The sequence below is a fragment of the Streptomyces sp. NPDC057694 genome, from assembly GCF_042799415.1.
Classification (GTDB): Bacteria; Actinomycetota; Actinomycetes; order Streptomycetales; family Streptomycetaceae; genus Streptomyces.
In genome coordinates, this window is the sequence record NZ_JBHVIX010000021.1 from 22522 (window position 1) to 48436 (window position 25915).

Annotated in this window: 22 protein-coding genes; 16 read left to right on the plus strand and 6 right to left on the minus strand. The window is 69.4% G+C overall.

From position 1 onward, the window contains the following. The first annotated feature begins 448 nt into the window (after window positions 1–448). Entirely contained in the window at window positions 449–880 is a 432-nt protein-coding gene (locus ACFVDP_RS32930; RefSeq protein WP_383497793.1) for a Rieske 2Fe-2S domain-containing protein, read from the plus strand. Between the two features lie 114 nt (window positions 881–994). On the opposite strand, the gene ACFVDP_RS32935 is transcribed toward ACFVDP_RS32930, so the two are convergent. After that, entirely contained in the window at window positions 995–1945 is a 951-nt protein-coding gene (locus ACFVDP_RS32935; RefSeq protein ID WP_383497795.1) for a hypothetical protein, read from the minus strand. Between the two features lie 690 nt (window positions 1946–2635). Here ACFVDP_RS32935 and uvrC point away from each other — a divergent pair. From uvrC to ACFVDP_RS33000, 13 genes are all read left to right on the plus strand, one after another. After that, entirely contained in the window at window positions 2636–4738 is a 2103-nt protein-coding gene (uvrC, locus tag ACFVDP_RS32940; protein WP_383497797.1) for an excinuclease ABC subunit UvrC, read from the plus strand. After that, complete coding sequence (gene rapZ, locus ACFVDP_RS32945; protein ID WP_383497799.1) at window positions 4735–5757, plus strand: RNase adapter RapZ; 1023 nt, start codon at window positions 4735–4737, stop codon at window positions 5755–5757. Before uvrC ends, rapZ begins: the two co-directional genes overlap by 4 nt. Next, window positions 5754–6791, plus strand: coding sequence for a uridine diphosphate-N-acetylglucosamine-binding protein YvcK (gene yvcK, locus ACFVDP_RS32950; RefSeq protein WP_383497801.1), 1038 nt, complete (start codon window positions 5754–5756; stop codon window positions 6789–6791). Before rapZ ends, yvcK begins: the two co-directional genes overlap by 4 nt. Next, window positions 6782–7807, plus strand: a complete 1026-nt coding sequence (gene whiA / locus ACFVDP_RS32955) for a DNA-binding protein WhiA (RefSeq protein WP_383497803.1) — start codon at window positions 6782–6784, stop codon at window positions 7805–7807. The genes yvcK and whiA overlap by 10 nt, the downstream gene beginning before the upstream one ends. A 549-nt stretch (window positions 7808–8356) precedes the next feature. Next, on the plus strand, window positions 8357–9367 hold the full coding sequence (gene gap, locus ACFVDP_RS32960; RefSeq protein ID WP_383497806.1) for a type I glyceraldehyde-3-phosphate dehydrogenase: 1011 nt from the start codon (window positions 8357–8359) through the stop codon (window positions 9365–9367). Between the two features lie 138 nt (window positions 9368–9505). Beyond that, complete coding sequence (locus ACFVDP_RS32965) at window positions 9506–10717, plus strand: phosphoglycerate kinase (protein ID WP_383497808.1); 1212 nt, start codon at window positions 9506–9508, stop codon at window positions 10715–10717. Window positions 10718–10722: 5 nt separating this feature from the next. Beyond that, window positions 10723–11499, plus strand: coding sequence for a triose-phosphate isomerase (gene tpiA, locus ACFVDP_RS32970; RefSeq protein ID WP_383497809.1), 777 nt, complete (start codon window positions 10723–10725; stop codon window positions 11497–11499). A 175-nt stretch (window positions 11500–11674) separates the two neighbouring features. Then, window positions 11675–11905 carry a preprotein translocase subunit SecG gene (secG, locus tag ACFVDP_RS32975; RefSeq protein WP_111666919.1) on the plus strand — a complete coding sequence of 77 codons (231 nt, stop codon included), beginning with the start codon at window positions 11675–11677 and terminating at the stop codon, window positions 11903–11905. Window positions 11906–12131: 226 nt separating this feature from the next. Next, window positions 12132–12467 carry an RNA polymerase-binding protein RbpA gene (locus ACFVDP_RS32980; protein ID WP_111666920.1) on the plus strand — a complete coding sequence of 112 codons (336 nt, stop codon included), beginning with the start codon at window positions 12132–12134 and terminating at the stop codon, window positions 12465–12467. A 173-nt stretch (window positions 12468–12640) separates the two neighbouring features. Beyond that, window positions 12641–14296 carry a glucose-6-phosphate isomerase gene (gene pgi / locus ACFVDP_RS32985; protein ID WP_383497812.1) on the plus strand — a complete coding sequence of 552 codons (1656 nt, stop codon included), beginning with the start codon at window positions 12641–12643 and terminating at the stop codon, window positions 14294–14296. A 293-nt stretch (window positions 14297–14589) separates the two neighbouring features. Further along, complete coding sequence (locus tag ACFVDP_RS32990) at window positions 14590–14847, plus strand: DUF2087 domain-containing protein (protein ID WP_383498010.1); 258 nt, start codon at window positions 14590–14592, stop codon at window positions 14845–14847. A gap of 105 nt (window positions 14848–14952) precedes the next feature. Next, window positions 14953–16650, plus strand: a complete 1698-nt coding sequence (locus tag ACFVDP_RS32995; RefSeq protein WP_383497814.1) for an FUSC family protein — start codon at window positions 14953–14955, stop codon at window positions 16648–16650. Continuing rightward, the gene (locus ACFVDP_RS33000) at window positions 16647–17153 is read left to right on the plus strand and encodes a MarR family winged helix-turn-helix transcriptional regulator (protein WP_383497816.1); all 507 of its coding nucleotides are present in this window, start codon (window positions 16647–16649) and stop codon (window positions 17151–17153) included. The genes ACFVDP_RS32995 and ACFVDP_RS33000 overlap by 4 nt, the downstream gene beginning before the upstream one ends. A gap of 163 nt (window positions 17154–17316) precedes the next feature. Here the strand turns inward: ACFVDP_RS33000 and pgl are convergent, their stop codons facing one another. The 5 genes from pgl to tkt are packed head-to-tail and all read right to left on the minus strand — an operon-like array spanning window position 17317 to window position 24000. Further along, the gene (gene pgl / locus ACFVDP_RS33005; protein WP_383497818.1) at window positions 17317–18102 is read right to left on the minus strand and encodes a 6-phosphogluconolactonase; all 786 of its coding nucleotides are present in this window, start codon (window positions 18100–18102) and stop codon (window positions 17317–17319) included. Next, window positions 18099–19223 (minus strand): glucose-6-phosphate dehydrogenase assembly protein OpcA, encoded by a 1125-nt coding sequence (gene opcA / locus ACFVDP_RS33010; protein WP_383497820.1) that lies wholly within the window; start codon window positions 19221–19223, stop codon window positions 18099–18101. The genes pgl and opcA overlap by 4 nt, the downstream gene beginning before the upstream one ends. After that, window positions 19220–20755, minus strand: a complete 1536-nt coding sequence (zwf, locus tag ACFVDP_RS33015) for a glucose-6-phosphate dehydrogenase (protein WP_351443546.1) — start codon at window positions 20753–20755, stop codon at window positions 19220–19222. The genes opcA and zwf overlap by 4 nt, the downstream gene beginning before the upstream one ends. A gap of 4 nt (window positions 20756–20759) precedes the next feature. Next, entirely contained in the window at window positions 20760–21878 is a 1119-nt protein-coding gene (tal, locus tag ACFVDP_RS33020; RefSeq protein ID WP_383497822.1) for a transaldolase, read from the minus strand. 34 nt (window positions 21879–21912) lie between these two features. Then, window positions 21913–24000, minus strand: a complete 2088-nt coding sequence (gene tkt / locus ACFVDP_RS33025; RefSeq protein ID WP_383497824.1) for a transketolase — start codon at window positions 23998–24000, stop codon at window positions 21913–21915. A gap of 465 nt (window positions 24001–24465) precedes the next feature. Here tkt and ACFVDP_RS33030 point away from each other — a divergent pair, with 465 nt between their 5' ends. After that, window positions 24466–25380 (plus strand): heme o synthase, encoded by a 915-nt coding sequence (locus tag ACFVDP_RS33030; RefSeq protein WP_383498012.1) that lies wholly within the window; start codon window positions 24466–24468, stop codon window positions 25378–25380. A 96-nt stretch (window positions 25381–25476) separates the two neighbouring features. Then, window positions 25477–25812, plus strand: coding sequence for a hypothetical protein (locus tag ACFVDP_RS33035; RefSeq protein WP_383497826.1), 336 nt, complete (start codon window positions 25477–25479; stop codon window positions 25810–25812). Window positions 25813–25915 lie beyond the last annotated feature (103 nt).

Sequence of the window (25915 nt, forward strand, 5' to 3'; positions counted from 1 at the left end):
GGACGGGACGGTTCAGGCTGGGCGGGCTGCGGCGTGCCGGGCGACGCCCCGAAGGGCATCGGGCAGCGGTGCCGTCACGGCCTGCGCCGCGCACACCACGCACACCCGCACACGAGGCACACCACGTGCGGCGACCGGTGTCGCCACAGGCACGATGCCCCTTCCCAGGACGGCACCGCCACACGCGAGGCACCGCCCGACGGCAGGCTAGAGCGTCAGGGGCTCGCGAGGCACCAGCTGTCCCCGACCCGGGCACGGTCACAGCCGAAGCGGGCACATCGAAGGCCGGATCGGGCGGTGCTGCCACATCTCTCCGCAGGGGCCCCGCGAAGGGCCTGTTTCCCCGCCGGTATCGTCTGATCTGTCACCCCTGGTCAGCCTCAGGGCCGGTCGGTTCTCGGCCCGTCGCCCGGCTGTTCCTCCGCCCAGCGACACCCGTGGAGCCCCGATGCCCGGCACAACCCCTTCCCGCATCTCTCGCCGCACCGCGCTGCGCGGGGTCGCCGTGGCGGGAACGGCCGGGATCGGCCTGACCGCGTGCTCCGCAGGGGCCGACTCGGGTGCGGCCGCAGCGCCCACCGCGCCCGTCGACCTGGGCAAGGCCGACGAGGTGCCCGAAGGCGGCGCGAGGCTCTACAAGGACGAGCATGTCGTCGTCAGCCGTGCCAAGGGCGGCGACTACAGGGCGTTCAGCACGATCTGCACTCACGCGGGCTGCCCGATCGGCATGCTGAAGGGCACCGAGCTGACCTGCAACTGCCATGGCAGCAAGTTCGACGCCACGACCGGGAAGGTGCTGCAGTCCCCGGCGACGCAGCCGCTGGAGGAGCTGTCGGTGAAGGTCGAGGGCGGCAAGATCGTCGCAGGTCCCAAGCCGTAGTCCGCAGCAGTAGTCGGCAGCAGTGGTCGGCGCCGGGAAACTCTGCCCCGACCCCACCACTCCAGGTCCCACCACTCCGGGCCCGCTCTCCCGGCCCCACCTGTCTCCCGCCCACTAGTCCCAATCCCAGCCGATCCCCAACAGCCCGGCCCGGACCTGCTGCTCGACCACGTGCACCGACCGGTGCCGGCCGCTGAGCGCCAGCTCCTGGCGGCCGACGCGCGGGGTCGCCGTCGACGGCTGGGCGAACTGGTGGCAGCGCACGGGCAGCGTGTCGTCGGCGAACCGCACCTGGAGCGCGTACTGCCCGCCGGCACAGCTGAACCTCCGGACGTATTCGTTCGAAGCGCCCGCCGTGCCGTCCTCGAACCCGTAGCGGAACACATGCGTGTCACCGGCCCGTAATCGCGTGTCGAAGAGCAGTTCCGCCACCAGCACGCCGGTCCTGGTGTCCCAGCACACGCGCCCCGTACGACAGTTGTCCGTGGCCTGCACCGCCACATCCCTGGGGGAGCAACCCGGGTCTCCATGGTGGATGGCCACAAAGCGGTCCACCCCGTCGCGATGGGCCCGCACGATGTGCTGCGAGTCTCTGGCGAGCAGTTCCCTGCGGGCCCCGATCCGGACCCGTTCGAAGTGCCCGACGGTGTGCAGGCCCGCGTCCAGCGGTGAGCCCAGCTCCGTCAGCAGCCGGTGGAGCACCCCGGGGGCCGAGATCAGCGGTCGGGCCGAGCGGGTCGGAGGCCGCCGCTCGGCGACCGCCTTCTCGCTTCGGCCCAGCAGCCGGATCAGCGACTCGTCGGGCAGTTGGAGGATCTCCTCCAGAGCGCGCACCGCCCGCATCGACTCGTCGCGTTGTGGTCTTCGCGCGCCCTGCTGCCAGTAACTCAGGCTGGTCACGCCGACCTTGATGCCCTGGCGGGACAGGTGATGCTGCACCCGGTGCAGCGGCAGCTTTCGCGCGGCGATCGCCGCCCGGAGCGCGACGTGGAACGGGCCGGTCCGTAGGGCTGCCTCCAGTGCCGGTGTTCGTTTCACGTCCGTGTGCCGTTCGCCCAGTCGCATCGGGGTCTCCCGCTTCTCCGCGCACCGCCTGCGGAATGTGAGCATCCACATCGCCGTATCCGGGCGTTCGCGCCGGTCGGAGTGGGGGCGGCTGGTCGACGTACAGAGATCGCTCACATCCGTACGACGTCGTTCACCGCCCGAAGTCACCCGGAATTGAAGCGTGTTGACCTGCCTCCGACAAGGGCCGATCTTCGTCAGCGCGACCGGACGCGTTCTTTTTCCCTTCACCCCGGTTGGGCGGACCGCGACAAGCCGCCCCTCCCGTTCGCCTCCCGCGCGGGCGTCACGCGCAGTACACGCCTGCTTACGCACCCTGCGGGTGACTGCGGGGACGGTGGATGTCACAGGGTCCACGACCGTGGCGGCGAAGGGCATCTCGACCCGCCTCCGCGGCGACGCGCCCGAGCGTCGCCGTGCGGGCCCGGCAGAAGTCGCTGGTGCCGGGGTGTGCGCGGTACCGGCACGGCTGCCTGGTTCGGCCGGAACTGCGCGCACAACCGGTTCCGCAGCACCGATTTCGGCCTTGCGGGTATCGGTGCGCCGAGGACTCTCGGGCCACGGGGCTCCGAGCGATGTCGCCCGCACCGGGCCGGCGTGCCCACCGGACGGGCTGACCTGGCGGGAGTGCCCGGCCGGTCCGGCGCCGGACGCCCCGAACTGTCACACCCCGGAAGTAGGGTGTCTGACATGGCCGACCCCTCCAGCTACCGCCCCAAGCCGGGACAGATTCCCGACTCCCCAGGGGTGTACAGGTTCCGCGACGAACACCGCCGGGTGATCTACGTCGGAAAGGCGAAGAGCCTCCGTCAGCGTCTGGCGAACTACTTCCAGGACCTGGCGAACCTGCACCCGCGCACCCGCACGATGGTCACCACGGCCGCGTCCGTGGAGTGGACCGTGGTGTCCACGGAGGTCGAGGCGCTCCAGCTGGAGTACTCCTGGATCAAGGAGTACGACCCCCGGTTCAACGTCAAGTACCGCGACGACAAGAGCTATCCGTACCTCGCGGTGACCATGAACGAGGAATTTCCCCGCGTCCAGGTCATGCGCGGTCAGAAGAAGAAGGGCGTGCGCTACTTCGGCCCGTACACGCACGCCTGGGCGATCCGCGACACCGTCGACCTCCTGCTGCGGGTCTTCCCGGTGCGCACCTGCTCCGCCGGAGTGTTCAAGAACGCGGCCAGGACCGGCCGCCCCTGCCTCCTCGGCTACATCGGCAAATGCTCGGCGCCCTGCGTGGACCGCGTCACCCCGGACGAGCACCACGAACTGGCCGACGAGTTCTGCGACTTCATGGCCGGGCGTACGGGGACGTACATCCGCCGCCTGGAGAAGGAGATGCAGGCGGCCGCGGAGGACATGGAGTACGAGCGGGCGGGCCGTCTGCGCGACGACATCGAGGCCCTGAAGAAGGCCATGGAGAAGAGCGCGGTCGTGCTCGCCGACGCCACCGACGCCGACCTCATCGCCCTCGCGGAGGACGAGCTGGAAGCGGCGGTCCAGATCTTCCACGTACGCGGCGGACGCGTCCGCGGCCAGCGCGGCTGGGTCACCGACAAGGTCGAGGCCGTCACCAGCGGTGACCTGGTCGAGCACGCGCTCCAGCAGCTCTACGGGGAGGAGAGCGGCGACGCAGTCCCCAAGGAGGTCCTCGTCCCGGCGCTGCCCGAGCCCGTCGAGCCGATCCAGGCCTGGCTGACCGAGCGCCGCGGATCGATCGTCTCGCTGCGCATTCCGCAGCGCGGCGACAAGAAGGCGCTCATGGAGACGGTCCACAGGAACGCGCAGCAGGCGCTGGTCCTGCACAAGACCAGGCGCGCCTCCGACCTGACCACCCGCTCCCGCGCCCTGGAGGAGATCGCCGAGGCCCTCGACCTGGGCAGCGCCCCGCTGCGCATCGAGTGCTACGACATCTCCCACCTCCAGGGCGACGACGTCGTCGCCTCCATGGTGGTCTTCGAAGACGGTCTCGCCCGCAAGAGCGAGTACCGGCGCTTCCAGATCAAGGGCTTCGAGGGGCAGGACGACGTCCGCTCCATGCACGAGGTGATCACGCGCCGCTTCAAGCGCTATCTCGCCGCCCAGGAGAAGTCGGCCGACTGGTCCGACGCCGAGCTGGACGACGAGACCGAGCAGGAGATGCGCCTCACCGAGGACGACGGACGGCCCAAGAAGTTCGCCTATCCGCCCCAGCTCGTCGTGGTGGACGGTGGCCAGCCGCAGGTCGCGGCGGCCAAGCGGGCGCTGGACGAGCTGGGCATCGACGACATCGCGGTGTGCGGCCTCGCCAAGCGCCTCGAAGAGGTCTGGGTGCCGGACGAGGACGACCCGGTGGTGCTGCCACGGACCAGCGAAGGCCTCTACCTTCTGCAGCGGGTCCGCGACGAGGCCCACCGCTTCGCGATCACCTACCAGCGCACCAAGCGGGCCAAGCGCTTCAGGGCGGGCCCGCTGGACGACGTACCAGGACTCGGTGACGCCCGTAAGCAGGCCCTCATCAAGCACTTCGGTTCGGTGAAGCGGCTGAGGTCCGCCACAATCGACCAGATCTGTGAGGTTCCCGGCATAGGCCGCAAGACCGCTGAGACCATCGTGATTGCCTTCGCCCAGGCGGCACCGGCGGCGCCCGCGGTGAACACGGCCACCGGAGAGATCATGGAAGACGACGACCGGATCGCCGACCGACCTGACGACCGGCCCGAAGACCACACCACGGACCACGCGACGCACGCGCGGACCACCGAGGAGCCCGTGGGCGCCTCGGAAGAACGACGGGGGCAGGAGCCATGACCGAGCAGGACCACGAGAGCAGTGACACCGGCGACACCGGTGGTACGGCGCACAGCTCCGCACCACCGGAGCGGTCGACCGGGCAGCAACCCGACCATGGAGCACCAGTGAGTACCGGCACAGGCACCACCCACGACACCCCGGGTGTCCCCGACTCCGCCATCCCCGAGCTGGTGATCATCTCGGGTATGTCGGGCGCGGGCCGCTCCACCGCGGCCAAGTGTCTGGAGGACCTCGGCTGGTTCGTCGTCGACAACCTGCCGCCCGCGCTGATCCCCACCATGGTGGAGCTCGGCGCCCGCTCGCAGGGCAACGTGGCGCGGATCGCGGTCGTCGTCGACGTCCGCGGCCGCCGCTTCTTCGACAACCTCCGCGACTCCCTCGCCGACCTGGAGTCCAAGCACGTCACCCGGCGCATCGTCTTCCTGGAGTCCTCCGACGACGCTCTGGTGCGCCGCTTCGAGTCGGTGCGCCGCCCGCACCCCTTGCAGGGCGACGGCCGCATCGTCGACGGCATCGACGCCGAGCGCGAACTCCTGCGCGAGCTGCGCGGCGACGCCGACCTCGTCATCGACACCTCCAGCCTCAACGTGCACGAACTGCGCGCCAAGATGGACGCCCAGTTCGCGGGCGAGGAGGAGCCCGAGCTGCGGGCCACCGTCATGTCGTTCGGCTTCAAGTACGGGCTGCCCGTCGACGCCGACCTCGTCGTCGACATGCGCTTCCTGCCGAATCCGCACTGGGTTCCCGAGCTGCGCCCCTTCACCGGTCTCAACGAAGAGGTCTCGAACTACGTCTTCTCGCAGCCCGGGGCCAAGGAGTTCCTCGACCGCTACACCGAGCTGCTCCAGCTGATCGCGGCCGGCTACCGCCGCGAGGGCAAGCGGTACGTGACCATCGCCGTCGGCTGCACCGGAGGCAAGCACCGCTCCGTCGCCACCTCGGAGAAGCTCGCCGCCCGCCTCGCCTCACAGGGCGTGGAGACCGTGGTCGTCCACCGGGACATGGGCCGCGAATGACAGGACGTACGCTGCGGCTCACCAGCAGGATCCGCCGCAGAAGCTCACCGGCGACGCCCGGCAGGGGCGCGACGCCCAAGGTCGTCGCCCTCGGCGGCGGCATGGGCCTGTCGGCGTCCCTCGCTGCGCTGCGCCGCATCACGGGCGACCTCACGGCCGTCGTCACGGTCGCCGACGACGGCGGCTCCAGCGGGCGCCTGCGGGACGAGCTGGGCGTGCTGCCGCCCGGCGACCTGCGCAAGGCCCTCGCGGCCCTGTGCGGCGACGACGACTGGGGCCAGACCTGGGCCCGCGTCATCCAGCACCGCTTCCAGTCACCGGGCGAGATGAACGGCCACGCGGTCGGCAATCTGCTGATCGTCGCCCTGTGGGAGCAGCTCGGCGACCACGTCCAGGCGCTGGACCTGGTCGGCAAGCTCCTGGGCGCGCACGGGCGCGTGCTGCCCATGTCGGCGGTGCCGTTGGAGCTCCAGGCCGAGGTCAGGGGAGACGATCCGACGCGCCCGGACGACATCCGGACCATTCGGGGTCAGGCGAACGTCGCGCTCACCCTGGGCGAGGTCCAGTCCGTGCACGTGGTGCCGCACGACCCGCCGGCCGTTCCCGAGGTGGTCGCCGCGGTGCTCGACGCGGACTGGGTGGTGCTCGGCCCGGGCTCCTGGTTCTCCTCCGTGATTCCGCATCTCCTGGTGCCCCAGCTGCTCGACGCGCTCATCGAGACGAAGGCCCGGAAGGTCCTCTCGCTCAACCTCGCTCCGCAACCCGGAGAAACCGATGGGTTCTCACCGCAGCGTCATTTGGAGGTTTTGGGACGACACGCCCCTAAACTCGCCCTGGACGTGGTGCTGGCCGACGAGGCCGCCGTGCCCGACCGCGACGAACTCATCGATGCCGCCAAGGAGCGATTCGGTGCCGCGGTCGAGCTGGCGCCGGTAGCCAGGCCCGACGGAACTCCGAGGCACGATCCGGAGCTGTTGGCCGCCGCGTACGACCGTATTTTTCGGATGCATGGAAGGATCGGCCCATGGCGATGACGGCAGCGGTGAAGGACGAGATCTCCCGGCTTCCCGTCACCCGGACCTGCTGCAGGAAGGCCGAGGTTTCGGCGATCCTGCGGTTCGCGGGCGGCCTTCACCTGGTGAGCGGCCGCATCGTGATCGAGGCGGAGCTGGACACCGCGATGGCCGCCCGGCGGCTCAAGCGGGACATTCTCGAGATCTTCGGGCACAGCTCGGAGCTGATCGTGATGGCACCGGGCGGGCTGCGCCGCGGCTCGCGTTTTGTCGTACGGGTCGTCGCGGGCGGCGACCAGCTGGCCCGCCAGACGGGGCTCGTGGACGGCCGTGGCCGCCCGATCCGCGGTCTGCCCCCGCAGGTGGTCTCGGGGGCCACCTGCGACGCGGAGGCGGCCTGGCGGGGCGCCTTCCTGGCGCACGGCTCGCTCACCGAGCCGGGGCGCTCCAGCTCCCTGGAGGTGACGTGCCCGGGCCCGGAGGCCGCGCTCGCGCTGGTCGGGGCCGCGCGCAGACTCCAGATCGCGAGCAAGGCCCGTGAGGTGCGCGGCGTCGACCGGGTGGTCGTCCGCGACGGCGACGCGATCGGCGCGCTGCTCACCCGGATGGGTGCCCACGAGTCGGTGCTCGCGTGGGAGGAGCGGCGGATGCGCCGCGAGGTCCGCGCGACCGCCAACCGCCTGGCGAACTTCGACGACGCGAACCTGCGCCGCTCGGCCCGCGCCGCGGTCGCCGCGGGAGCCCGCGTGGGGCGCGCCCTGGAGATCCTCGCCGACGAGGTGCCCGAGCATCTGGCGGCCGCCGGCCGTCTGCGCATGGAGCACAAGCAGGCATCCCTGGAGGAGCTGGGCGCCCTCGCCGATCCGCCGCTCACCAAGGACGCCGTCGCCGGCCGGATCCGCCGCCTGCTGGCCATGGCGGACAAGCGGGCCCAGGACCTCGGCATCCCGAGCACGGAGTCGACCCTGACGGAGGAGCTGGCCGACGAAATGGCGGACGGCCTGGCGGACAGCCTCGCGGACAACATGGCGGGCTGATCACGTCGGCCCGTGAACGAGCCGGTGGCGGCACCCGACGGGGTGCCGCCACCGGCTTTTCGCGTCACCGGGGTGATCGCTGCCGACTACGGGTTATCGCCTCAATAAGCGCCTACGGCACGCTCTTCCCGCGCGCATTTATGCGGTCATCGGTGCGGCCGCCGAAATCCGGAAAGTGAACTTCCGGCGCACCCCACTGTTCACCGCCCCTGTTCACCGCCACTGTTCATCGTGCGTTCACCGGCGTCGATCGGCCCGCGGGCGGGCCGTGCCACCCGGACGGCCCTGCACCTCCGCACCCCTGATCCCATTGCGCTCATCAGAAAGACCCCGCGCTCAATTAGCGACTGATCAGCCGGATCGGCGCGGAAATACCCACGAAATAAGCCCCCGCCACGACGTTACCGGCGAGTACAGGTCGATGTGCGCTGCGTACGGACGCTCGATGTCACCCAAAGCCTTTATGGGAGGTAGGGTCGGAGGCGGTCGGGGACATCCCAATACATCTCGCCGGCGTCGAATCCGGCGTACCAACGAGGAGATCGGTTCGTGACGATCCGCGTAGGCATCAACGGCTTTGGCCGCATCGGTCGTAACTACTTCCGCGCACTGCTGGAGCAGGGCGCGGATATCGAGATCGTGGCTGTCAACGACCTGGGTGACACCGCGACCACCGCACACCTTCTTAAGTACGACACCATCCTGGGCCGTCTCAAGGCCGAGGTGTCGCACACCGAGGACACCATCACGGTCGACGGCCACACCATCAAGGTGCTGTCCGAGCGCAACCCCGCCGACATCCCCTGGGGTCAGCTGGGTGTCGACATCGTCATCGAGTCGACCGGCATCTTCACCAAGAAGGCCGACGCCGAGAAGCACATCGCGGGTGGCGCCAAGAAGGTCCTCATCTCGGCTCCGGCCAAGGACGAGGACATCACCATCGTGATGGGCGTCAACCAGGACAAGTACGACGCGGCGAACCACCACGTCATCTCGAACGCGTCCTGCACCACCAACTGTGTGGCGCCGATGGCCAAGGTTCTCGACGAGAACTTCGGCATCGTCAAGGGCCTGATGACGACGGTCCACGCGTACACGAACGACCAGCGCATCCTGGACTTCCCGCACTCGGACCTGCGCCGCGCCCGCGCCGCCGCCGAGAACATCATTCCGACCACGACGGGTGCCGCCAAGGCCACCGCCCTGGTCCTGCCGCAGCTCAAGGGCAAGCTCGACGGCATCGCGATGCGCGTGCCGGTCCCGACCGGTTCCGCCACCGACCTGGTCGTCGAACTGCAGCGTGAGGTCACCAAGGACGAGGTCAACGCCGCGTTCAAGAAGGCCGCCGACGACGGCGACCTCAAGGGTTACCTGTACTACACCGAGGACCCGATCGTGTCCTCGGACATCGTGAGCGACCCGGCGTCCTGCACTTTCGACTCCTCCCTGACGATGGTCCAGGAGGGCAAGACGGTGAAGATCCTCGGCTGGTACGACAACGAGTGGGGCTACTCCAACCGCCTCGTCGACCTCACGGTCTTCGTCGGCGGCCAGCTCTGAACCTCTAAGGTTCTGGAGCAGCAAGGCACTCAGATGTGAGCGAAGGGTCCGGACCCGCGCGGCGCCGCGCGACAGTCCGGGCCCTTCGCACGTCAGCCTCCCAGCCTCGTACGACCAGTCCTCTGAAGGAGCCCACTCATGAAGACCATTGAGGAACTTCTCGCCGAAGGGGTCGACGGCAAGCGGGTGTTCGTCCGCGCCGACCTCAATGTGCCGCTGGCCGACGGCCTCATCACCGACGACGGCCGCATCCGCGCCGTCCTGCCGACCGTCGAGGCCCTGGCCGGAGCGGGCGCCAAGGTCGTCGTCGCCTCCCACCTGGGCCGCCCCAAGGGCGCCCCGGACCCGCAGTTCTCCCTGCTGCCCGCGGCCGAGCGCCTCGCCGAGCTGCTCGGCAAGCCGGTCGCGTTCGCCCAGGACACGGTCGGCCCCGCCGCGCACGACGCGGTGAACGGCCTGGAGCCGGGCCAGGTCGCCGTCATCGAGAACCTGCGCTTCAACGCCGGGGAGACGAGCAAGGACGACACCGAGCGCGGCGAGTTCGCCGACCAGCTCGCCGCCCTCGCCGACATCTACGTGGGCGACGGTTTCGGCGCGGTGCACCGCAAGCACGCTTCGGTGTTCGACCTGCCGAAGAGGCTCCCGCACTACGCCGGCTTCCTCATCGCCACCGAGGTCGGCGTCCTGAAGAAGCTCACCGACGACGTCAAGCGCCCCTACGTGGTCGCGCTCGGCGGCGCCAAGGTCTCCGACAAGCTGGCCGTCATCGACGAGCTGCTCGGCAAGGCCGACCGTCTCCTCATCGGTGGCGGTATGGCGTACACGTTCCTCAAGGCCAAGGGCTACGAGATCGGTGTCTCGCTCGTACAGGAGGACCAGATCCCGGCGGTGACCGAGTACCTGGAGCGCGCCGAGAAGAGCGGCGTGGAGATCGTGCTGCCGGTGGACGTCCTGGTGTCGACCCAGTTCCCCGACGTCAAGGCCAAGGCCCCGGCCAACCCCTCCACCGTCGCCGCGGACGCCATCCCGGCCGACCAGATGGGCCTGGACAACGGCCCGGAGACCGCCAAGCTGTACGCCTCGAAGCTCGCCGACGCGCAGACCGTCTTCTGGAACGGCCCGATGGGCGTCTTCGAGCACCCCGACTACGCCGAGGGCACCAGGAAGCTCGCCCAGGCCCTCATCGACTCCCCGGGATTCACCGTGGTGGGCGGCGGAGACTCCGCCGCCGCGGTCCGTACGCTGGGCTTCGACGAGAAGGCATTCGGCCACATCTCGACCGGCGGCGGCGCCTCCCTCGAATACCTCGAGGGCAAGACGTTGCCCGGTCTCGCCGCACTGGAGGACTGACCTTTATGAGCACCCGCACGCCGATCATGGCGGGCAACTGGAAGATGAACCTCAACCACCTCGAGGCCATCGCCCACGTCCAGAAGCTCGCCTTCGCCCTCGCGGACAAGGACTACGAAGCCGTCGAGGTCGCCGTCCTGCCGCCCTTCACCGACCTGCGCTCCGTCCAGACGCTGGTCGACGGCGACAAGCTCAAGATCAAGTACGGCGCCCAGGACGTCTCGGCGCACGACTCCGGTGCCTACACCGGTGAGATCTCGGGCCTGATGCTCGCCAAGCTCAAGTGCACGTACGTCGCGATCGGCCACTCCGAGCGCCGGCAGTACCACAACGAGACCGACGAGATCGTCAACGCCAAGGTGAAGGCCGCCTACAAGCACGGCATCACGCCGATCCTGTGCGTCGGTGAGGAGCTGGACGTCCGCGAAGCGGGCAACCACGTCTCCCACACGCTCGCCCAGGTCGAGGGCGGCCTCAAGGACCTCCCGGCCGAGCAGGCCGAGACGATCGTCGTCGCCTACGAGCCCGTGTGGGCCATCGGTACCGGCAAGGTGTGCGGCGCCGACGACGCGCAGGAGGTCTGCAAGGCCATCCGCGCCAAGCTCGCCGAGCTGTACTCCGACGACGTCGCCGAGAAGATCCGCATCCAGTACGGCGGCTCGGTCAAGTCGGGCAACGTCAAGGAGATCATGGGCCAGGCCGACATCGACGGCGCCCTGGTCGGCGGCGCCGCGCTGGACGCCGACGAGTTCGTCAAGATCGTCCGCTTCGGCGAGCAGTAGGCCGCACGGCAGGCCTCGCGGCAGGCCGGGAAGTCGGCCGACCTGCCAGCCGATCAGTGAGTATGCGCTGACGGCGATACGTCGTACTCTTGCGGGGGCCGAGCGGTGCGCTGCTCGGCCCTGGCCGTCCGATTAAGTCCGAGTCAAGTCCGAGGAAGTTGGTCCAGCCGTGGTTATGGGGTTCTCGATCGCCCTGATCGTCTTCAGCCTGCTGCTGATGCTCCTGGTGCTCATGCACAAGGGAAAGGGCGGCGGCCTCTCCGACATGTTCGGTGGCGGCATGCAGTCCTCTGTCGGTGGTTCCTCGGTCGCCGAGCGCAACCTGGACCGGATCACCGTCGTGATCGGTCTGCTCTGGTTCGCCTGCATCGTCGTGCTCGGCATTCTTATGAAGATCAACAACTGACCTTCGCAGCGACTCGTCACAACTGCACACAGGTCACGTATTTTCACGTAAGGCCCCATGTAAGGTACGCGCTCAACTGCGCGGCCTATCATGGGGCTTGCGTCTAGGTGGAGGGATGTAACTCCAATCACTGGACGCGCGTTGGGCCATACGTAGACTGAGGCGCTCCGCGGCGAAGCGAGACGCCGACACGCTTCGCGGCACCATCACGCAGGGAGTTACGACCGTGGCAAGTGGCAACGCGATCCGAGGAAGTCGGGTCGGGGCGGGGCCGATGGGCGAGGCCGAGCGTGGCGAGTCCGCGCCGCGCCTCGCCATCTCCTTCTGGTGTTCGAACGGGCACCAGACGCAGCCGAGCTTCGCCTCCGACGCGCAGGTGCCGGAGACCTGGGACTGTCCGCGCTGCGGATTCCCGGCCGGGCAGGACCGGGACAATCCGCCGGACCCCCCGCGCACCGAGCCGTACAAGACGCACCTCGCGTATGTACGGGAGCGCCGCAGCGACGCCGACGGTGAGGCCATCCTCGCCGAGGCGCTCGCGAAACTGCGGGGCGAGATCTGATCCACCGGCCGGGCCGGGCACCAGGGACGGTGCCCGGCCCGCTTCCGTGCACGGCTTTTCGCGCGCCCGGGCTTTGTTGTGCCGAAAGGCCCGATTCACCCTGATCAACTAGGTTGGGTGGCAGCAGTGGGGCATCGCCCGTACGCGCGTACGAGAGAAGGCTGAAGGTCGAGATGAACGCGTCCGACAAGCAGGCAGTGCTGACCCGGAAGCCCGAGTGGCAGGCGCTCGCCAAGCACCGGGAACAGTTGGGCGACGTACAGCTCCGGGAGGTGTTCGCTGCCGATCCCGCGCGCGGCTCCGGCTACGTGCTGCGCGTCGGCGATCTGCATGTCGACTACTCCAAGCACCTCGTCACGGACGAGACGCTGCGGCTGCTGCGTGAACTGGCCGAGGCGACCGGCGTCTTCGCGCTGCGCGACGCCATGTTCCGCGGCGACAAGATCAACACGACCGAGGACCGTGCCGTGCTGCACACCGCGCTGCGGGCCCCGCGCGACGCCGTGGTGGAGGTCGACGGGGAGAACGTCGTACCCGCCGTGCACGTCGTCCTCGACAAGATGAGCGCGTTCGCGGACCGGGTGCGCGGCGGCGAGTGGACCGGTCACACCGGAAAGCGCATCAAGAACGTCGTCAACATCGGTATCGGTGGCTCCGACCTCGGACCCGCCATGGCGTACGAGGTGCTGCGCTCCTTCACCGACCGGGACCTCACGGTCCGCTTCGTGTCGAACGTCGACGGGGCCGATCTCCACGAGGCCGTACGGGACTTGGACGCGGCGGAGACGCTGTTCATCATCGCCTCCAAGACGTTCACGACGATCGAGACGATCACCAACGCGACGTCCGCCCGCGATTGGCTGCTCACCGAGCTGAGGGCCGATCAGAAAGCCGTCGCCAAGCACTTCGTGGCGCTGTCGACGAACGCCGAGAAGGTCTCCGAGTTCGGCATCGACACCGCGAACATGTTCGAGTTCTGGGACTGGGTCGGCGGACGGTACTCGTACGACTCCGCGATCGGGCTCTCGCTGATGATCGCGATCGGCCCCGACGCGTTCCGCGAGATGCTCGACGGGTTCCACCTCGTCGACGAGCACTTCCGCACCGCGCCCGCCGAGTCCAATGTGCCGCTGCTGATGGGCCTGTTGGGAATCTGGTACGGCAACTTCCACGACGCCCAGTCGCACGCCGTTCTGCCCTACAGTCACTACCTGTCGAAATTCACCGCCTACTTGCAGCAGCTCGACATGGAGTCGAACGGCAAGTACGTGCAGCGCGACGGCGAAGAGGTGGCCTGGCAGACCGGCCCGGTGGTGTGGGGCACGCCGGGGACGAACGGGCAGCACGCGTACTACCAGTTGATCCACCAGGGCACGAAGCTGATCCCGGCGGACTTCATCGGATTCGCCGAGCCGGTCGCCGATCTGCTGCCGGGGCTCGTCGCGCAGCACGATCTGCTGATGGCCAACTTCTTCGCGCAGACGCAGGCGCTGGCCTTCGGCAAGACGCCCGACGAGGTGCGTGCCGAGGGCGTGGCCGAGGAACTGGTGCCGCACAAGACGTTCAAGGGCAACCACCCGACGACGACGATCCTGGCGAAGAAACTCACCCCTTCCGTCCTCGGCCAGCTCGTCGCCCTCTACGAGCACAAGGTGTTCGTCCAGGGCGCCGTGTGGAACATCGACTCCTTCGACCAGTGGGGCGTCGAACTCGGCAAGGTGCTCGCCAAGCGCGTCGAGCCCGCCCTGACGGAGGGCGCCGACGTGCCCGGGCTCGACGAGTCGACCAAGGCGCTCGTGGCCAAGTACCGGGAGCTTCGAGGCCGTTAATCGGATGCGCGCGGCCCTGTGGCGGGCGAGACTGCCCCTTTCGTCCGTCACCCTGCCGGGAGGCCCCCGTGGACCAATTGTTCTCAGCGCTCGCCGACCCTGAACGGCTCAGGCTGTATGCGCGCATCGTGCTCGACGACCTGCCACCGCGCGAGGCCGACTCCCCGGTCGCCCGCAAGCATCTGGGCAAGCTGATCGCGGCCGGGCTCGTCGAGCGCGAGGCCGGCGGGTCGCTGCGCGCCGGGACCGAGGTGTTCCGGCGGGCCAGGACGCCCGAGCAGCCGACCACGGGGGTGCCGCGCAACCTCACGGGATTCTTCGCCGGCGGCCGGCTCACGGCGATCCCGGTGCGCCCCACCGTCCGCCACCAGCTTCTCGTCCACCTCACGGACACCCTCTTCGACGCGGACCGCTCCTACAGCGAGCGCGAGATCAACGAGGCACTGCGCACCGTCCACGACGACACCGCCGCTCTGCGCCGCTACTGCGTCATCGACGGCCTCCTCGTACGGGACAAGGACGGATCCGACTACCAGGTCGCGGGGCGCTAGCGGGAGCAGCCCGCATGGGGGGCGATTTCTGACTGGGGCCGACTACGGCCGGGGGCTGCTTCGGCGGTAATCTTTTACGGGTAAAACACATGCTAACCTTTTGGTATGAGTAACGCCGCGTCCGCCACCAGACAGCCCCCCGTCCGAAGACTCCCGCTGACCGGCGTACTCCGTATCAACCGGCCGTCCGACATCTGGTTCAAGCCCGCGACCAGCGTCGCCGTGGCCGCCGCCCTCGTCCTCGTGCCGCTGCTGATCGCGGGCCGCACCGATCTGGCGATGTACGCGATGGCCGGTGCGTTCTGCGCGCTCTACGGGCATCAGCTGCCCTACAGTGCGCGCGTCCGGGCCACCGCCTGGGTCGTCGTCGGCATGACCGCGAGCATGGCGGTCGCACTGATCTGCGCCTCCCTCATCGACAGCGTCGTCGCGCTGATCGCGATCGCCGCCGTGCTCGCCGGTGTGCTGAAGGCGGTCTGCGACGCCACCCGGATCGGCCCGCCCGGCCATGTGATCCCCGTCTTCGTCGTGTCGGGCACCTTGTTCGCCCCGCAGGAACCGCACGACGTTCCCTTCCACGTCCTGCTGACCTTCGGCGCGGGCATCCTCGGCGCGCTCGTCGCACTGGCCCCGGCCCTGATCCGGCGCGAGGGGCCCGAGCGGCGTGCCACCGCGCGGGCCCTGGAGGCCTCGGCCGCCTATCTCGCCGCCGACGACACCGCCCGGCGCACCCGCGCCCGGCACGCGGCCGCCGCGGCCGTACAGGGCGCCTGGCAGTCGCTGCTGGCCGCCGGTGAGCGCACCCCGGCCCGGCGCACCCTGGAACACCTCGTGCTGCACGCCGAAACCGCCCTGGCCGGCACGCCCCGCGCGGGCGACGGCGACCAGCTGCGCGGCTGGGCCCGCCAGGTACGCGGCCGCGGCCCGCTGCCCGAGGCGGAACTGCCCGCGGGCGCCGGCGACGAACTGCTGGGCATCGAAGCCGAGCGCGAGGGGCGCCGTGAGCAGGGTCGCAAGCGACTCGTCGCTCTTCTTTTGCGGCCCGGATCGGCGTGGCTGCCCATTGCAGCGCGCTGCGCCGTCGGCTGCGCGGCCGCCGGATACGTGGGCCTCGCCCTCGGTGTCGGCCACCCGTACTGGGCGATCGTCTCGGCCGCCGCCATCTATCAGGCGAACGTCACCCTCACCTGGCACCGCGTGCTCCAACGGCTGCTCGGCAACGTCCTGGGCGTGCTGGTCTTCGTCGCGCTCGTCCCGCTGGCCCGGACCAGCGTCGTCGTCCTGGCCGTCCTGTGCATCGTCCTCAGCTTCTGCAACGAGATGCTGATCAGCCGCAACTACTGGCTCGGCTCCGTCTCGGTCACACCGATGGCGCTGCTGATCATCGAGTTCGCCCATGTCGGGCCCGTCACGGAACTCGTCACCGACCGTGTCCTCGACACCCTCGCCGGTGTCGTGGTCGGCCTGGCCGCGGCCGTGCTCATCACCAACCGGCGCGTCGGCGGCCGGATGGAACAGGCCCTCGTCGCCACCGAGCGGGCCACCGCGGGCGCCGACAGCGCGCTGGCCGCGCCCGCCGGGGCCGACGCCGATCTGGCCGTCGCCCGCCGTCGGCTCACCGCCAGCCTGGTGGAGCTGCGGGACGCCGCCGACACCGCCGCCGGCGAATGGTGGCAGCGCGCCCTGCCCGAGGAGCAGCTCCTGCGCACCGAGCAGCAGGCCCACCGCACGCTCGCCGCGACGGTACGACGGCAGGGACTGCTGCGCGACGAGCCGCTCGTCGGCGCCGGGGAGCGGGCATGACCGACGACGTCATGGCCGCCGTGGTCCGGCAGTGGCGCGCAGTCCATCCGGAGCTGGACACCGGCCCCATGGAGCTGATCGGCCGGATCAATCGCTGCGCCGCACTCCTCCAGCAGGCCGAGAGCACGGCTCTGCGCGAGGCGGAACTGTCCCGCGCCGAGTTCGACCTGTTGGGCGCGCTGCGCCGCACCGGCGGTGACCTCACCCCCGGTGAGCTGGCCCGGGAGACGTTCTCCTCCGGAGCCGCGGTCACCAAGCGGCTGCGCGGGCTCACCGAACGCGGACTCGTCGAGCGGCACACCGACGACCGCGACCGCCGGGTGGCCCATGTGCGTCTGACGGAGCCGGGCCGGGACGTCCTCGACAGCGTGGTGCCGGCGCAGCTGGCCTTCGAACGCACCCTGCTGGCAGGTCTCACCCCGGAACGGAGCACTGAACTTGCCGGGCGGCTGGGCGAGTTGCTGGGCCAGTTGGAGGGCCGCTGGGAAGTGCGCGGCTTCTGAGCCTCTGAGCTTCTTGAGTTCTTGGGTTCTTGGCTTCTGAGCGAGGCTCTGTTCCGGCACGCGCGGCTTCTGAGGGCTCTGCGGACTGCTGCCGGAACGCCTCGGGCCCCGTACAGGCACATGTGTTCACATGCGTCCGTACGGGGCCCGAGCGCGTCAGCGGTCAGGACACCGCCGGCGGATACAGCTCCGGGGGAAGCTGCGAGGCCGCGGCCGTGTCGAGCAGCCACAGCGTGCGCGAGCGGCCGTAGGCGCCCGCCGCCGGGGCCTGCACCTCACCCGCGCCCGACAGTGCGATGGCGGCGGCCTCGGCCTTGTCCTCGCCCGCCGCGAGGAGCCACACCTCGCGCGCGGCCCGGATCGCCGGGAGCGTGAGCGACACGCGCGTGGGCGGGGGCTTCGGGGCGCCGTGCACACCGACGACCGTGCGCTCCGTCTCGCGGACCGCCGGCAGCTCGGGGAAGAGCGACGCGACGTGCGTGTCCGGGCCGACGCCGAGCATGAGGACGTCGAAGGTGGGGACGTCCCCGTGGTCCTCGGGTCCCGCAGCGGCGGCGAGCTCGGCCGCGTACGCCTCGGCGGCCGTGTCCGCGTCGTCCCCGTGGGGCCCGTCCGACGCGGGCATGGCGTGCACGCGCGCGGGGTCGAGCGGAACGACGTCGAGCAACGCCTCCTTGGCCTGCGTGTAGTTGCGCTCGGGGTCGCCCTCCGGCAGGAACCGCTCGTCGCCCCACCACAGGTCGAGGCGGCCCCAGTCGATCGCGTCCCTGGCCGGGGACGAACTCAGCGCGGCCAGCAGGCCGTTGCCGTTGCGCCCGCCCGTCAGGACGACGGAGGCGGTGCCGCGGGCGGCCTGGGCGTCGACGATCTTGGTGATCAGCCGGGCCGCGGCAGCCTGCGCCATCAGCTCCTTGTCGCGATGGACGACCAGTTGGGGTGCTGCACTCACTTGCTTGCCGCCTTCTTGGCCGGAGCCTTCTTGGCAGGGGCCTTTTTCGCTGCTGTCTTCTTGGCCGCTGTCTTCTTGGCGGGAGTGGCGGGAGCCTTCTTCACGGCGGCCTTCTTGACGGGCGCGGGCCGCGACTCCGCCTCGGACTTCTCCTCGGCCTGCGCGGACTCCATGGGAACCGTCCGCTGGTCCGCCGGTTCGCCGAGCCGGTCCACGCCGAACCGCAGGGCGGCCGCATACGTGTCGTCCGGGTCCAGCCGGCGCAGCTCCTCCGCGATCAGCTCGGACGTCTCACGCCGCTTGAGCGCGACCGCGCGGTCCGGCTGCCCCTGGATGGAGAGCGTGGCCAGCGTGCCGTCGGCCCGGTCGAGGACGATCGGGCCGTGCGTGGAGTCGAGCCGTACGCCGGTCAGGCCGGGGCCCGCCGAGAGCGTCCGCTTGACGGGCACGTCCAGCCGGTCCGCGAGCCACATGGCCAGCAGCTCGCAGCTCGGGTTGAACTCCTCGCCCTCGACCTCCACCGACGTGACGTCGGTCGTGACCTGGTCAAGGGCCGCCGCGAGCATGGAGCGCCACGGCGTGATCCGGGTCCAGGACAGGTCGGTGTCGCCGGGCGAGTAGGACGCCGCACGGGCCTCCAGCTCGTGGACCGGCTGTTCGGCCGCGTACGTGTCCGTCACGCGCCGCTGGGCCAGGGCGCCCAGCGGGTCGTTCGCGGGGTCCAGAGGGGCGTCCACGGGCCACCAGACCACCGTCGGGGCGTCGGGGAGGAGCAGCGGAAGGACGACCGACTGGGCGTGGTTCACGACCTCGCCGTACAGCCGGAGCATCACGGTCTCGCCGGTGCCCGCCTCCGCGCCGACCCGCACCTCGGCGTCGAGCCGCGACTTCGTGCGGTCGCGCGGGGAGCGGGAGACGCGCTTGATGACCACGAGGGTGCGCGAAGGGTGCTCGCGCGAGGCCTCGTTGGCCGCCTTCAGGGCGTCGTAGGCATTCTCCTCGTCGGTGACGATGACGAGGGTGAGCACCATGCCGACGGCCGGGGTGCCGATGGCACGACGGCCCTGCACCAGCGCCTTGTTGATCTTGCTGGAGGTGGTGTCCGTAAGGTCGATCTTCATGGGCGCCGCCAGCTCCGTCCGTCTCGTGCGAGCATTTCGTCCGCCTCGGCGGGCCCCCACGTGCCGGACGGGTACTGCGCGGGCTTGCCGTGCGTGTCCCAGTACTGCTCGATCGGGTCGAGGATGTTCCAGGACAGCTCGACCTCCTCCGTGCGCGGGAAGAGGTTCGAATCGCCCAGCAGGACGTCCAGGATGAGCCGCTCGTACGCCTCCGGGCTGGACTCGGTGAAGGACTCGCCGTAGGCGAAGTCCATCGAGACGTCCCGGATCTCCATCGACGTGCCCGGCACCTTGGAGCCGAAGCGGACCGTGATGCCCTCGTCCGGCTGGACGCGGATCACGATCGCGTTCTGGCCCAGCTCCTCCGTCGCCGTGTGGTCGAAGGGGGAGTGCGGGGCGCGCTGGAAGACGACGGCGATCTCGGTGACGCGGCGGCCGAGCCGCTTCCCGGTGCGCAGGTAGAAGGGCACGCCCGCCCAGCGCCGGTTGTCCACCTCCAGCTTCACGGCGGCGTAGGTGTCGGTCTTCGACTTGGCGTCGATGCCGTCTTCCTGGAGATAGCCGACGGCCTTCTCGCCGCCCTGCCACCCGGCCGCGTACTGGCCGCGTACCGTGTCCCGGCCCAGGTCCTTGGGCAGTCGCACGGCGCCGAGCACCTTGGCCTTCTCGGCGACGAGCGCGTCCGCGTCGAAGGAGGCGGGCTCCTCCATGGCGGTGAGCGCCATCAGCTGGAGCAGGTGGTTCTGGATGACGTCGCGGGCGGCGCCGATGCCGTCGTAGTAACCCGCGCGACCACCGATGCCGATGTCCTCGGCCATGGTGATCTGCACGTGGTCCACGTACGACCGGTTCCAGATCGGCTCGAACATCTGGTTGGCGAAGCGCAGTGCCAGGATGTTCTGGACGGTCTCCTTGCCGAGGTAGTGGTCGATCCGGAACACCTGGTCCGGGTCGAAGACCTCGTGCACGATCGCGTTCAGCTCCTGGGCGGACGCGAGGTCGTGACCGAAGGGCTTCTCGATGACGGCGCGCCGCCACGAGCCCTCGGGCGCGTCCGCGAGCCCGTGCTTCTTGAGCTGCTGTACCACCTGCGGGAAGAACTTGGGCGGCACGGAGAGGTAGAACGCGAAGTTCCCGCCCGTGCCCTGCGACTTGTCGAGGTCGTTGATCGTCGCCTTGAGGTTCTCGAAGGCGTCGTCGTCGTCGAAGTTGCCCTGGACGAAACGCATGCCCTGGATGAGCTGCTGCCAGACCTCTTCGCGGAACGGCGTACGGGCGTGCTGCTTGACCGCGTCGTGCACTTCCTGCGCGAAGTCCTCGTCCTGCCACTCGCGGCGGGCGAACCCGATCAGCGAGAAGCCCGGGGGGAGCAGACCCCGGTTGGCAAGGTCATAAACGGCAGGCATTAGCTTTTTACGTGACAAATCACCCGTAACGCCGAAGATCACCAGACCCGACGGTCCCGCGATGCGCGGGAGCCGTCGGTCTGCGGCGTCACGGAGCGGATTGTGGTTCGCTCCGTGTGCGGTCAAGGGATCAGCCCTCCGAAGGGGCGAGGCGCTTGAGCTCCGCCTCGGTCGACTTGAGCAGGTCGTTCCAGGCCGCCTCGAACTTCTCGACGCCCTCGTCCTCGAGGAGCTGCACGACCTCGTCGTACGAGATGCCGAGCTTCTCGACGGCCTCGATCTCCTGACGGGACGTGTCGTACGTGCCCACGATGGTGTTACCGGAGATCTGACCGTGGTCGGCCGCGGCCTCCAGCGTGGCCTCCGGCATGGTGTTCACCGTGCCCGGGGCGACCAGGTCGTCGACGTACAGGGTGTCCTTGTACGCCTTGTCCTTCACGCCGGTCGAGGCCCACAGCGGACGCTGCTTGTTGGCCTGCGCCTTGTCGAGCGCGGCCCAGCGGTCGCCACTGAAGACCTCTTCGAACGCCTCGTACGCAAGACGCGCGTTGGCCAGACCCGCCTTGCCGCGCGCGGCCTTCGCGTCGTCCGTGCCCAGGGCGTCGATCCGCTTGTCGATCTCGGTGTCCACGCGGGACACGAAGAAGGAAGCGACCGAGTGGATCTTGGACAGGTCCAGGCCGGCGGCCTTGGCCTTCTCCAGACCGGCCAGGTACGCGTCCATGACCTCGCGGTAGCGGTCGAGCGAGAAGATCAGCGTGACGTTGACGCTGATGCCCTTGCCGATGACCTCGGTGATGGCCGGCAGGCCGGCCTTCGTCGCGGGGATCTTGATGAGCGTGTTCGGACGGTCCACGAGCCACGCCAGCTGCTTGGCCTCGGCGACCGTGGCCTTGGTGTTGTGCGCGAGGCGCGGGTCGACCTCGATGGAGACCCGGCCGTCCTGGCCGCCCGTCGAGTCGAAGACCGGGCGCAGGATGTCGGCGGCGTCGCGGACGTCCGCCGTCGTGATCATGCGGATCGCTTCCTCGACGGTCACCTTGCGGGCCGCGAGGTCGGCGAGCTGGCGGTCGTAACCGTCGCCCTCCGAGATCGCCTTCTGGAAGATCGACGGGTTGGTGGTGACGCCCACGACGTGCTGCTGGTCGATCAGTTCGGCGAGGTTGCCGGACGTGATCCGCTTGCGCGACAGGTCGTCCAGCCAGATCGCGACGCCCTCCTCGGAGAGGCGCTTCAGTGCGTCTGTCATGGAAATTGCATCTCCTACGTGTCGTGTACGGGCGTCAGCGCTGGGCCGCGGCGAGAGATTCCCGGGCCTTGGCCACCACGTTCTCGGCGGTGAAACCGAACTCCTTGAAGAGGACCTTGCCGTCGGCGGAGGCACCGAAGTGCTCCAGCGAGACGATGCGGCCCGCGTCACCGACGTACTTGTGCCACGTCAGACCGATACCGGCCTCGACCGAGACCCGGGCCTTCACGGCGGACGGCAGAACGCTGTCCCGGTACCCCTGGTCCTGCTCCTCGAACCACTCGACACACGGCATCGACACGACGCGGGTGGCGACGCCCTCGGCCTCCAGCGTCTCGCGGGCCTCGACGGCCAGCTGCACCTCGGAACCGGTGGCGATCAGGATCAGGTCGGGCGTCGCCTTGGAGGCCTCGGCGAGCACGTAGCCGCCCTTGACGGTGTCCTCGTTCGGCTCGTACGTCGGCACGCCCTGACGGGTCAGGGACAGACCGTGCGGGGCGCTCTTGCCGTAGTCCTTCTTGCCGCGCTTGAGGATCTCGCGCCAGGCGATGGCCGTCTCGTTGGCGTCCGCGGGGCGGACCACGTGCAGACCGGGGATGGCGCGCAGCGAGGCGAGGTGCTCGACCGGCTGGTGCGTCGGGCCGTCCTCGCCGAGACCGACGGAGTCGTGCGTCCACACGTACGTGACGGGCAGGTGCATCAGGGCCGACAGCCGGACGGCGTTGCGCATGTAGTCGGAGAACACCAGGAAGGTGCCGCCGTAGATGCGGGTGTGGCCGTGCAGCGCGATGCCGTTCATCTCCGCGGCCATGGAGTGCTCGCGGATACCGAAGTGGACGGTGCGGCCGTAGGGGTTCGCCCCCGGCAGCGGGTTGCCGACCGGGAGGAACGACGACGTCTTGTCGATCGTCGTGTTGTTCGAGCCCGCGAGGTCGGCGGAGCCGCCCCACAGCTCGGGGACGATCGGGCCCAGGGCCTCGAGGACCTTGCCGGACGCGGCACGCGTGGCCACACCCTTGCCCGTCTCGAAGACGGGGATGCTCTTCTCCCAGCCGGCCGGCAGCTCGCCCGCGTTGATGCGGTCGAACTCGGCGGCGCGCTCCGGGTTGGCGGTGCGCCACTCCTGGAACGACTTCTCCCATTCGGCCTTGGCGTCGGCGCCGCGGTCGAGGGCCTTGCGGGTGTGACCGATGACCTCGTCGGAGACGTCGAAGGACTTCTCCGGGTCGAAGCCGAGGACGCGCTTGGTCGCGGCCACCTCGTCGGCGCCGAGCGCCGAGCCGTGGGCGGCCTCGGTGTTCTGCGCGTTCGGGGCAGGCCAGGCGATGATCGAGCGCATCGCGATGAAGGACGGCTTGTCCGTCACCTTCTTGGCGGCCTCGATGGCGTTGTAGATCGCCTCGTGGTCGAGGTCGCCGTCCGGCTTCGGGGCCACGCGCTGGACGTGCCAGCCGTACGCCTCGTAGCGCTTGCAGGTGTCCTCGGAGACGGCCGTCTCGGTGTCGCCCTCGATCGAGATGTGGTTGTCGTCCCACAGCAGGACCAGGTTGCCGAGCTTCTGGTGCCCGGCCATCGACGACGCCTCGGAGGAGATGCCCTCCTGGAGGCAGCCGTCACCGGCGATGGCGTAGATGAAGTGGTCGAACGGGGAGGCGCCGGGGGCGGCCTCCGGGTCGAACAGGCCGCGCTCGTAGCGGGCGGCCATCGCCATGCCCACCGCGTTGGCGACACCCTGGCCGAGCGGGCCGGTGGTGGTCTCCACGCCCGTGGTGTGGCCGTACTCCGGGTGCCCGGGGGTCTTGGAGCCCCAGGTGCGGAACGCCTTCAGGTCGTCCAGCTCAAGGCCGAAACCGGCCAGGTAGAGCTGAACGTAGAGGGTCAGGGACGAGTGGCCCGCGGACAGCACGAAACGGTCGCGCCCGACCCAGTCGGCGTCCGCCGGGTCGTGCCGCATCACCTTCTGGAAGAGGGTGTACGCGACCGGGGCCAGGCTCATCGCCGTACCGGGATGGCCGTTTCCGACCTTCTGTACGGCATCGGCGGCCAGGACCCGGGCGGTGTCCACCGCCCGCTGGTCCACATCGGTCCACTCGAGGTCTGTGGTGGTCGGCTTGGTACTCACCCTGAGTCAGGGCTCCTCTCCACATGGCTAATGCCGGTGATGTCGGTCTCACCGGCCGCTGTCGAGCCTACCTGTGCTGGAACGTGCATCTTCTCGACTCATTCCAGACTGCCGGGACTCCGCTGAATCCGCCTCCTGACAGGGATCGGGGCCGTTCGTCACGTGAATACGGAGCCGCTCATCCGTGGGCTCATCCGGGGGCGTGAAAGCTCATCTGGAGTGCCCCCGCGGACCGGGGCGAAACGGACGGCGTGCGTGCCGCGGGTGCGTGCGTTGCGTCCTTCGCGGCATGCGGCCCAACACGACCCCACCCCCACGAAGGGCGAGGTATAGGCAACGTCTACAGTGGCGTGGTACGCGCGAGCCTTTACCGGGACTTCACATCAAGTGGTCTTCTTCGGCGGCTCGCTGGAGTCTCTGTCAGGGGTGTGCGTGACGGCCGTCGAATCCCGTCCAGCGGGAGCGCTGACGAGCAGCAGCAACCGGAGCCAGCGGCCGTTCGGGGCCCGAGTCAAGGCGTTCGTGGCGCTGACCAAGCCACGGATCATCGAGCTGCTGCTCATCACCACGGTTCCGGTGATGTTCCTCGCCGAACAGGGTGTGCCGAATCTGAAGCTGGTGCTCGTCACCTGCCTCGGCGGCTACCTGTCGGCGGGCGGCGCCAACGCGCTGAACATGTGGTACGACCGCGATATCGACGCCCTTATGGAGCGCACGTCGCAGCGGCCACTGGTCACCGGAATGGTGAGTCCGAACGAGTGCCTCGTCTTCGGTGTCTCTCTCGCGGTGATCTCCACACTGCTGTTCGGGTTCGCGGTCAACTGGCTGTCGGCCTGGCTGTCGCTCGGCGCACTGCTCTTCTATGTAGTCGTCTACACGATGATCCTGAAGCGGCGGACGTCGCAGAACATCGTGTGGGGCGGCATCGCCGGCTGTCTGCCCGTGCTCATCGGCTGGTCCTCGGTGACCGACTCGATGTCGTGGGCGCCGGTCATCCTCTTCCTGGTGATGTTCTTCTGGACGCCGCCGCACTACTGGCCGCTGTCCATGAAGGTGAAGGACGACTACGCGCGCGTGGGCGTCCCGATGCTCCCGGTCATCGCCTCCAACAAGGTGGTGGCGAAGCAGATCGTCATCTACAGCTGGGTGATGGTCGCGGTCTCGCTGCTGCTGACGCCGCTCGGCTACACCGGCTGGTTCTACACCGTGGTCGCGCTGCTCGCGGGCGGGTTCTGGCTGTGGGAGGCGCACGGTCTGCAGAACCGGGCCAAGGCCGAGGTCTCGGGCGGCAAGCTCAAGGAGATGCGCCTGTTCCACTGGTCCATCACCTACGTGTCGCTGCTGTTCGTGGCGGTCGCGGTGGACCCGTTCCTGCGCTGATCGCGCGCTGACACTCTTCCGATGGGTGGGGTGCGTGGCCCAGGCCACGCACCCCACCCATCGCTTGTTTCCCTACTCGTCGGTAGCATCCTGTCCATGGCAGAGACTCAAGAGGTTGAGGCACCCGGCCGGGCGACGAAGGACGAGCGCCGGGCGGCCAAGCTGGCCCGGCAGATCGGCGTGTTCGCCAAGGCCCACGGCGGCGCCGAGGGGCAGCTCGCGTACATCGGCGAGCGCGGGACCCGCATCGTGCTCGTCGGCGAGGACGGCGGCTGGGGCGACCTGGTCGCGCGGACGTACGAGATCGCCCAGAAGGCCGTCGAGAAGGCCGGGATCACCCTCCACGAGGACTTCGACGGCGACTTCGCGGCCAAGGTCGAGACCGGCCCGTACGAGTGGAAGCGCATGGCGGGCATCCAGCTCGGCGGCTGACCCGGGCATTTCGGCGGCCATGGGTGCAGGTGTGCGACGCGAGGTTGAGCAACACCAGGTGGCCTGTCACCCGTTAGGACTGTAGGAGCACGGTCCATATACG

Coding starts and splice junctions, on each gene's coding strand:
- ACFVDP_RS32930 (WP_383497793.1), top strand. CDS start 449: ATGCCCGGCACAACCCCTTCCCGCATCTCTCGCCGCACCGCGCTGCGC.
- ACFVDP_RS32935 (WP_383497795.1), bottom strand. CDS start 1,945: ATGCGACTGGGCGAACGGCACACGGACGTGAAACGAACACCGGCACTG.
- uvrC (WP_383497797.1), top strand. CDS start 2,636: ATGGCCGACCCCTCCAGCTACCGCCCCAAGCCGGGACAGATTCCCGAC.
- rapZ (WP_383497799.1), top strand. CDS start 4,735: ATGACCGAGCAGGACCACGAGAGCAGTGACACCGGCGACACCGGTGGT.
- yvcK (WP_383497801.1), top strand. CDS start 5,754: ATGACAGGACGTACGCTGCGGCTCACCAGCAGGATCCGCCGCAGAAGC.
- whiA (WP_383497803.1), top strand. CDS start 6,782: ATGGCGATGACGGCAGCGGTGAAGGACGAGATCTCCCGGCTTCCCGTC.
- ACFVDP_RS32965 (WP_383497808.1), top strand. CDS start 9,506: ATGAAGACCATTGAGGAACTTCTCGCCGAAGGGGTCGACGGCAAGCGG.
- tpiA (WP_383497809.1), top strand. CDS start 10,723: ATGAGCACCCGCACGCCGATCATGGCGGGCAACTGGAAGATGAACCTC.
- secG (WP_111666919.1), top strand. CDS start 11,675: ATGGGGTTCTCGATCGCCCTGATCGTCTTCAGCCTGCTGCTGATGCTC.
- pgi (WP_383497812.1), top strand. CDS start 12,641: ATGAACGCGTCCGACAAGCAGGCAGTGCTGACCCGGAAGCCCGAGTGG.
- ACFVDP_RS32995 (WP_383497814.1), top strand. CDS start 14,953: ATGAGTAACGCCGCGTCCGCCACCAGACAGCCCCCCGTCCGAAGACTC.
- ACFVDP_RS33000 (WP_383497816.1), top strand. CDS start 16,647: ATGACCGACGACGTCATGGCCGCCGTGGTCCGGCAGTGGCGCGCAGTC.
- opcA (WP_383497820.1), bottom strand. CDS start 19,223: ATGAAGATCGACCTTACGGACACCACCTCCAGCAAGATCAACAAGGCG.
- tal (WP_383497822.1), bottom strand. CDS start 21,878: ATGACAGACGCACTGAAGCGCCTCTCCGAGGAGGGCGTCGCGATCTGG.
- ACFVDP_RS33035 (WP_383497826.1), top strand. CDS start 25,477: ATGGCAGAGACTCAAGAGGTTGAGGCACCCGGCCGGGCGACGAAGGAC.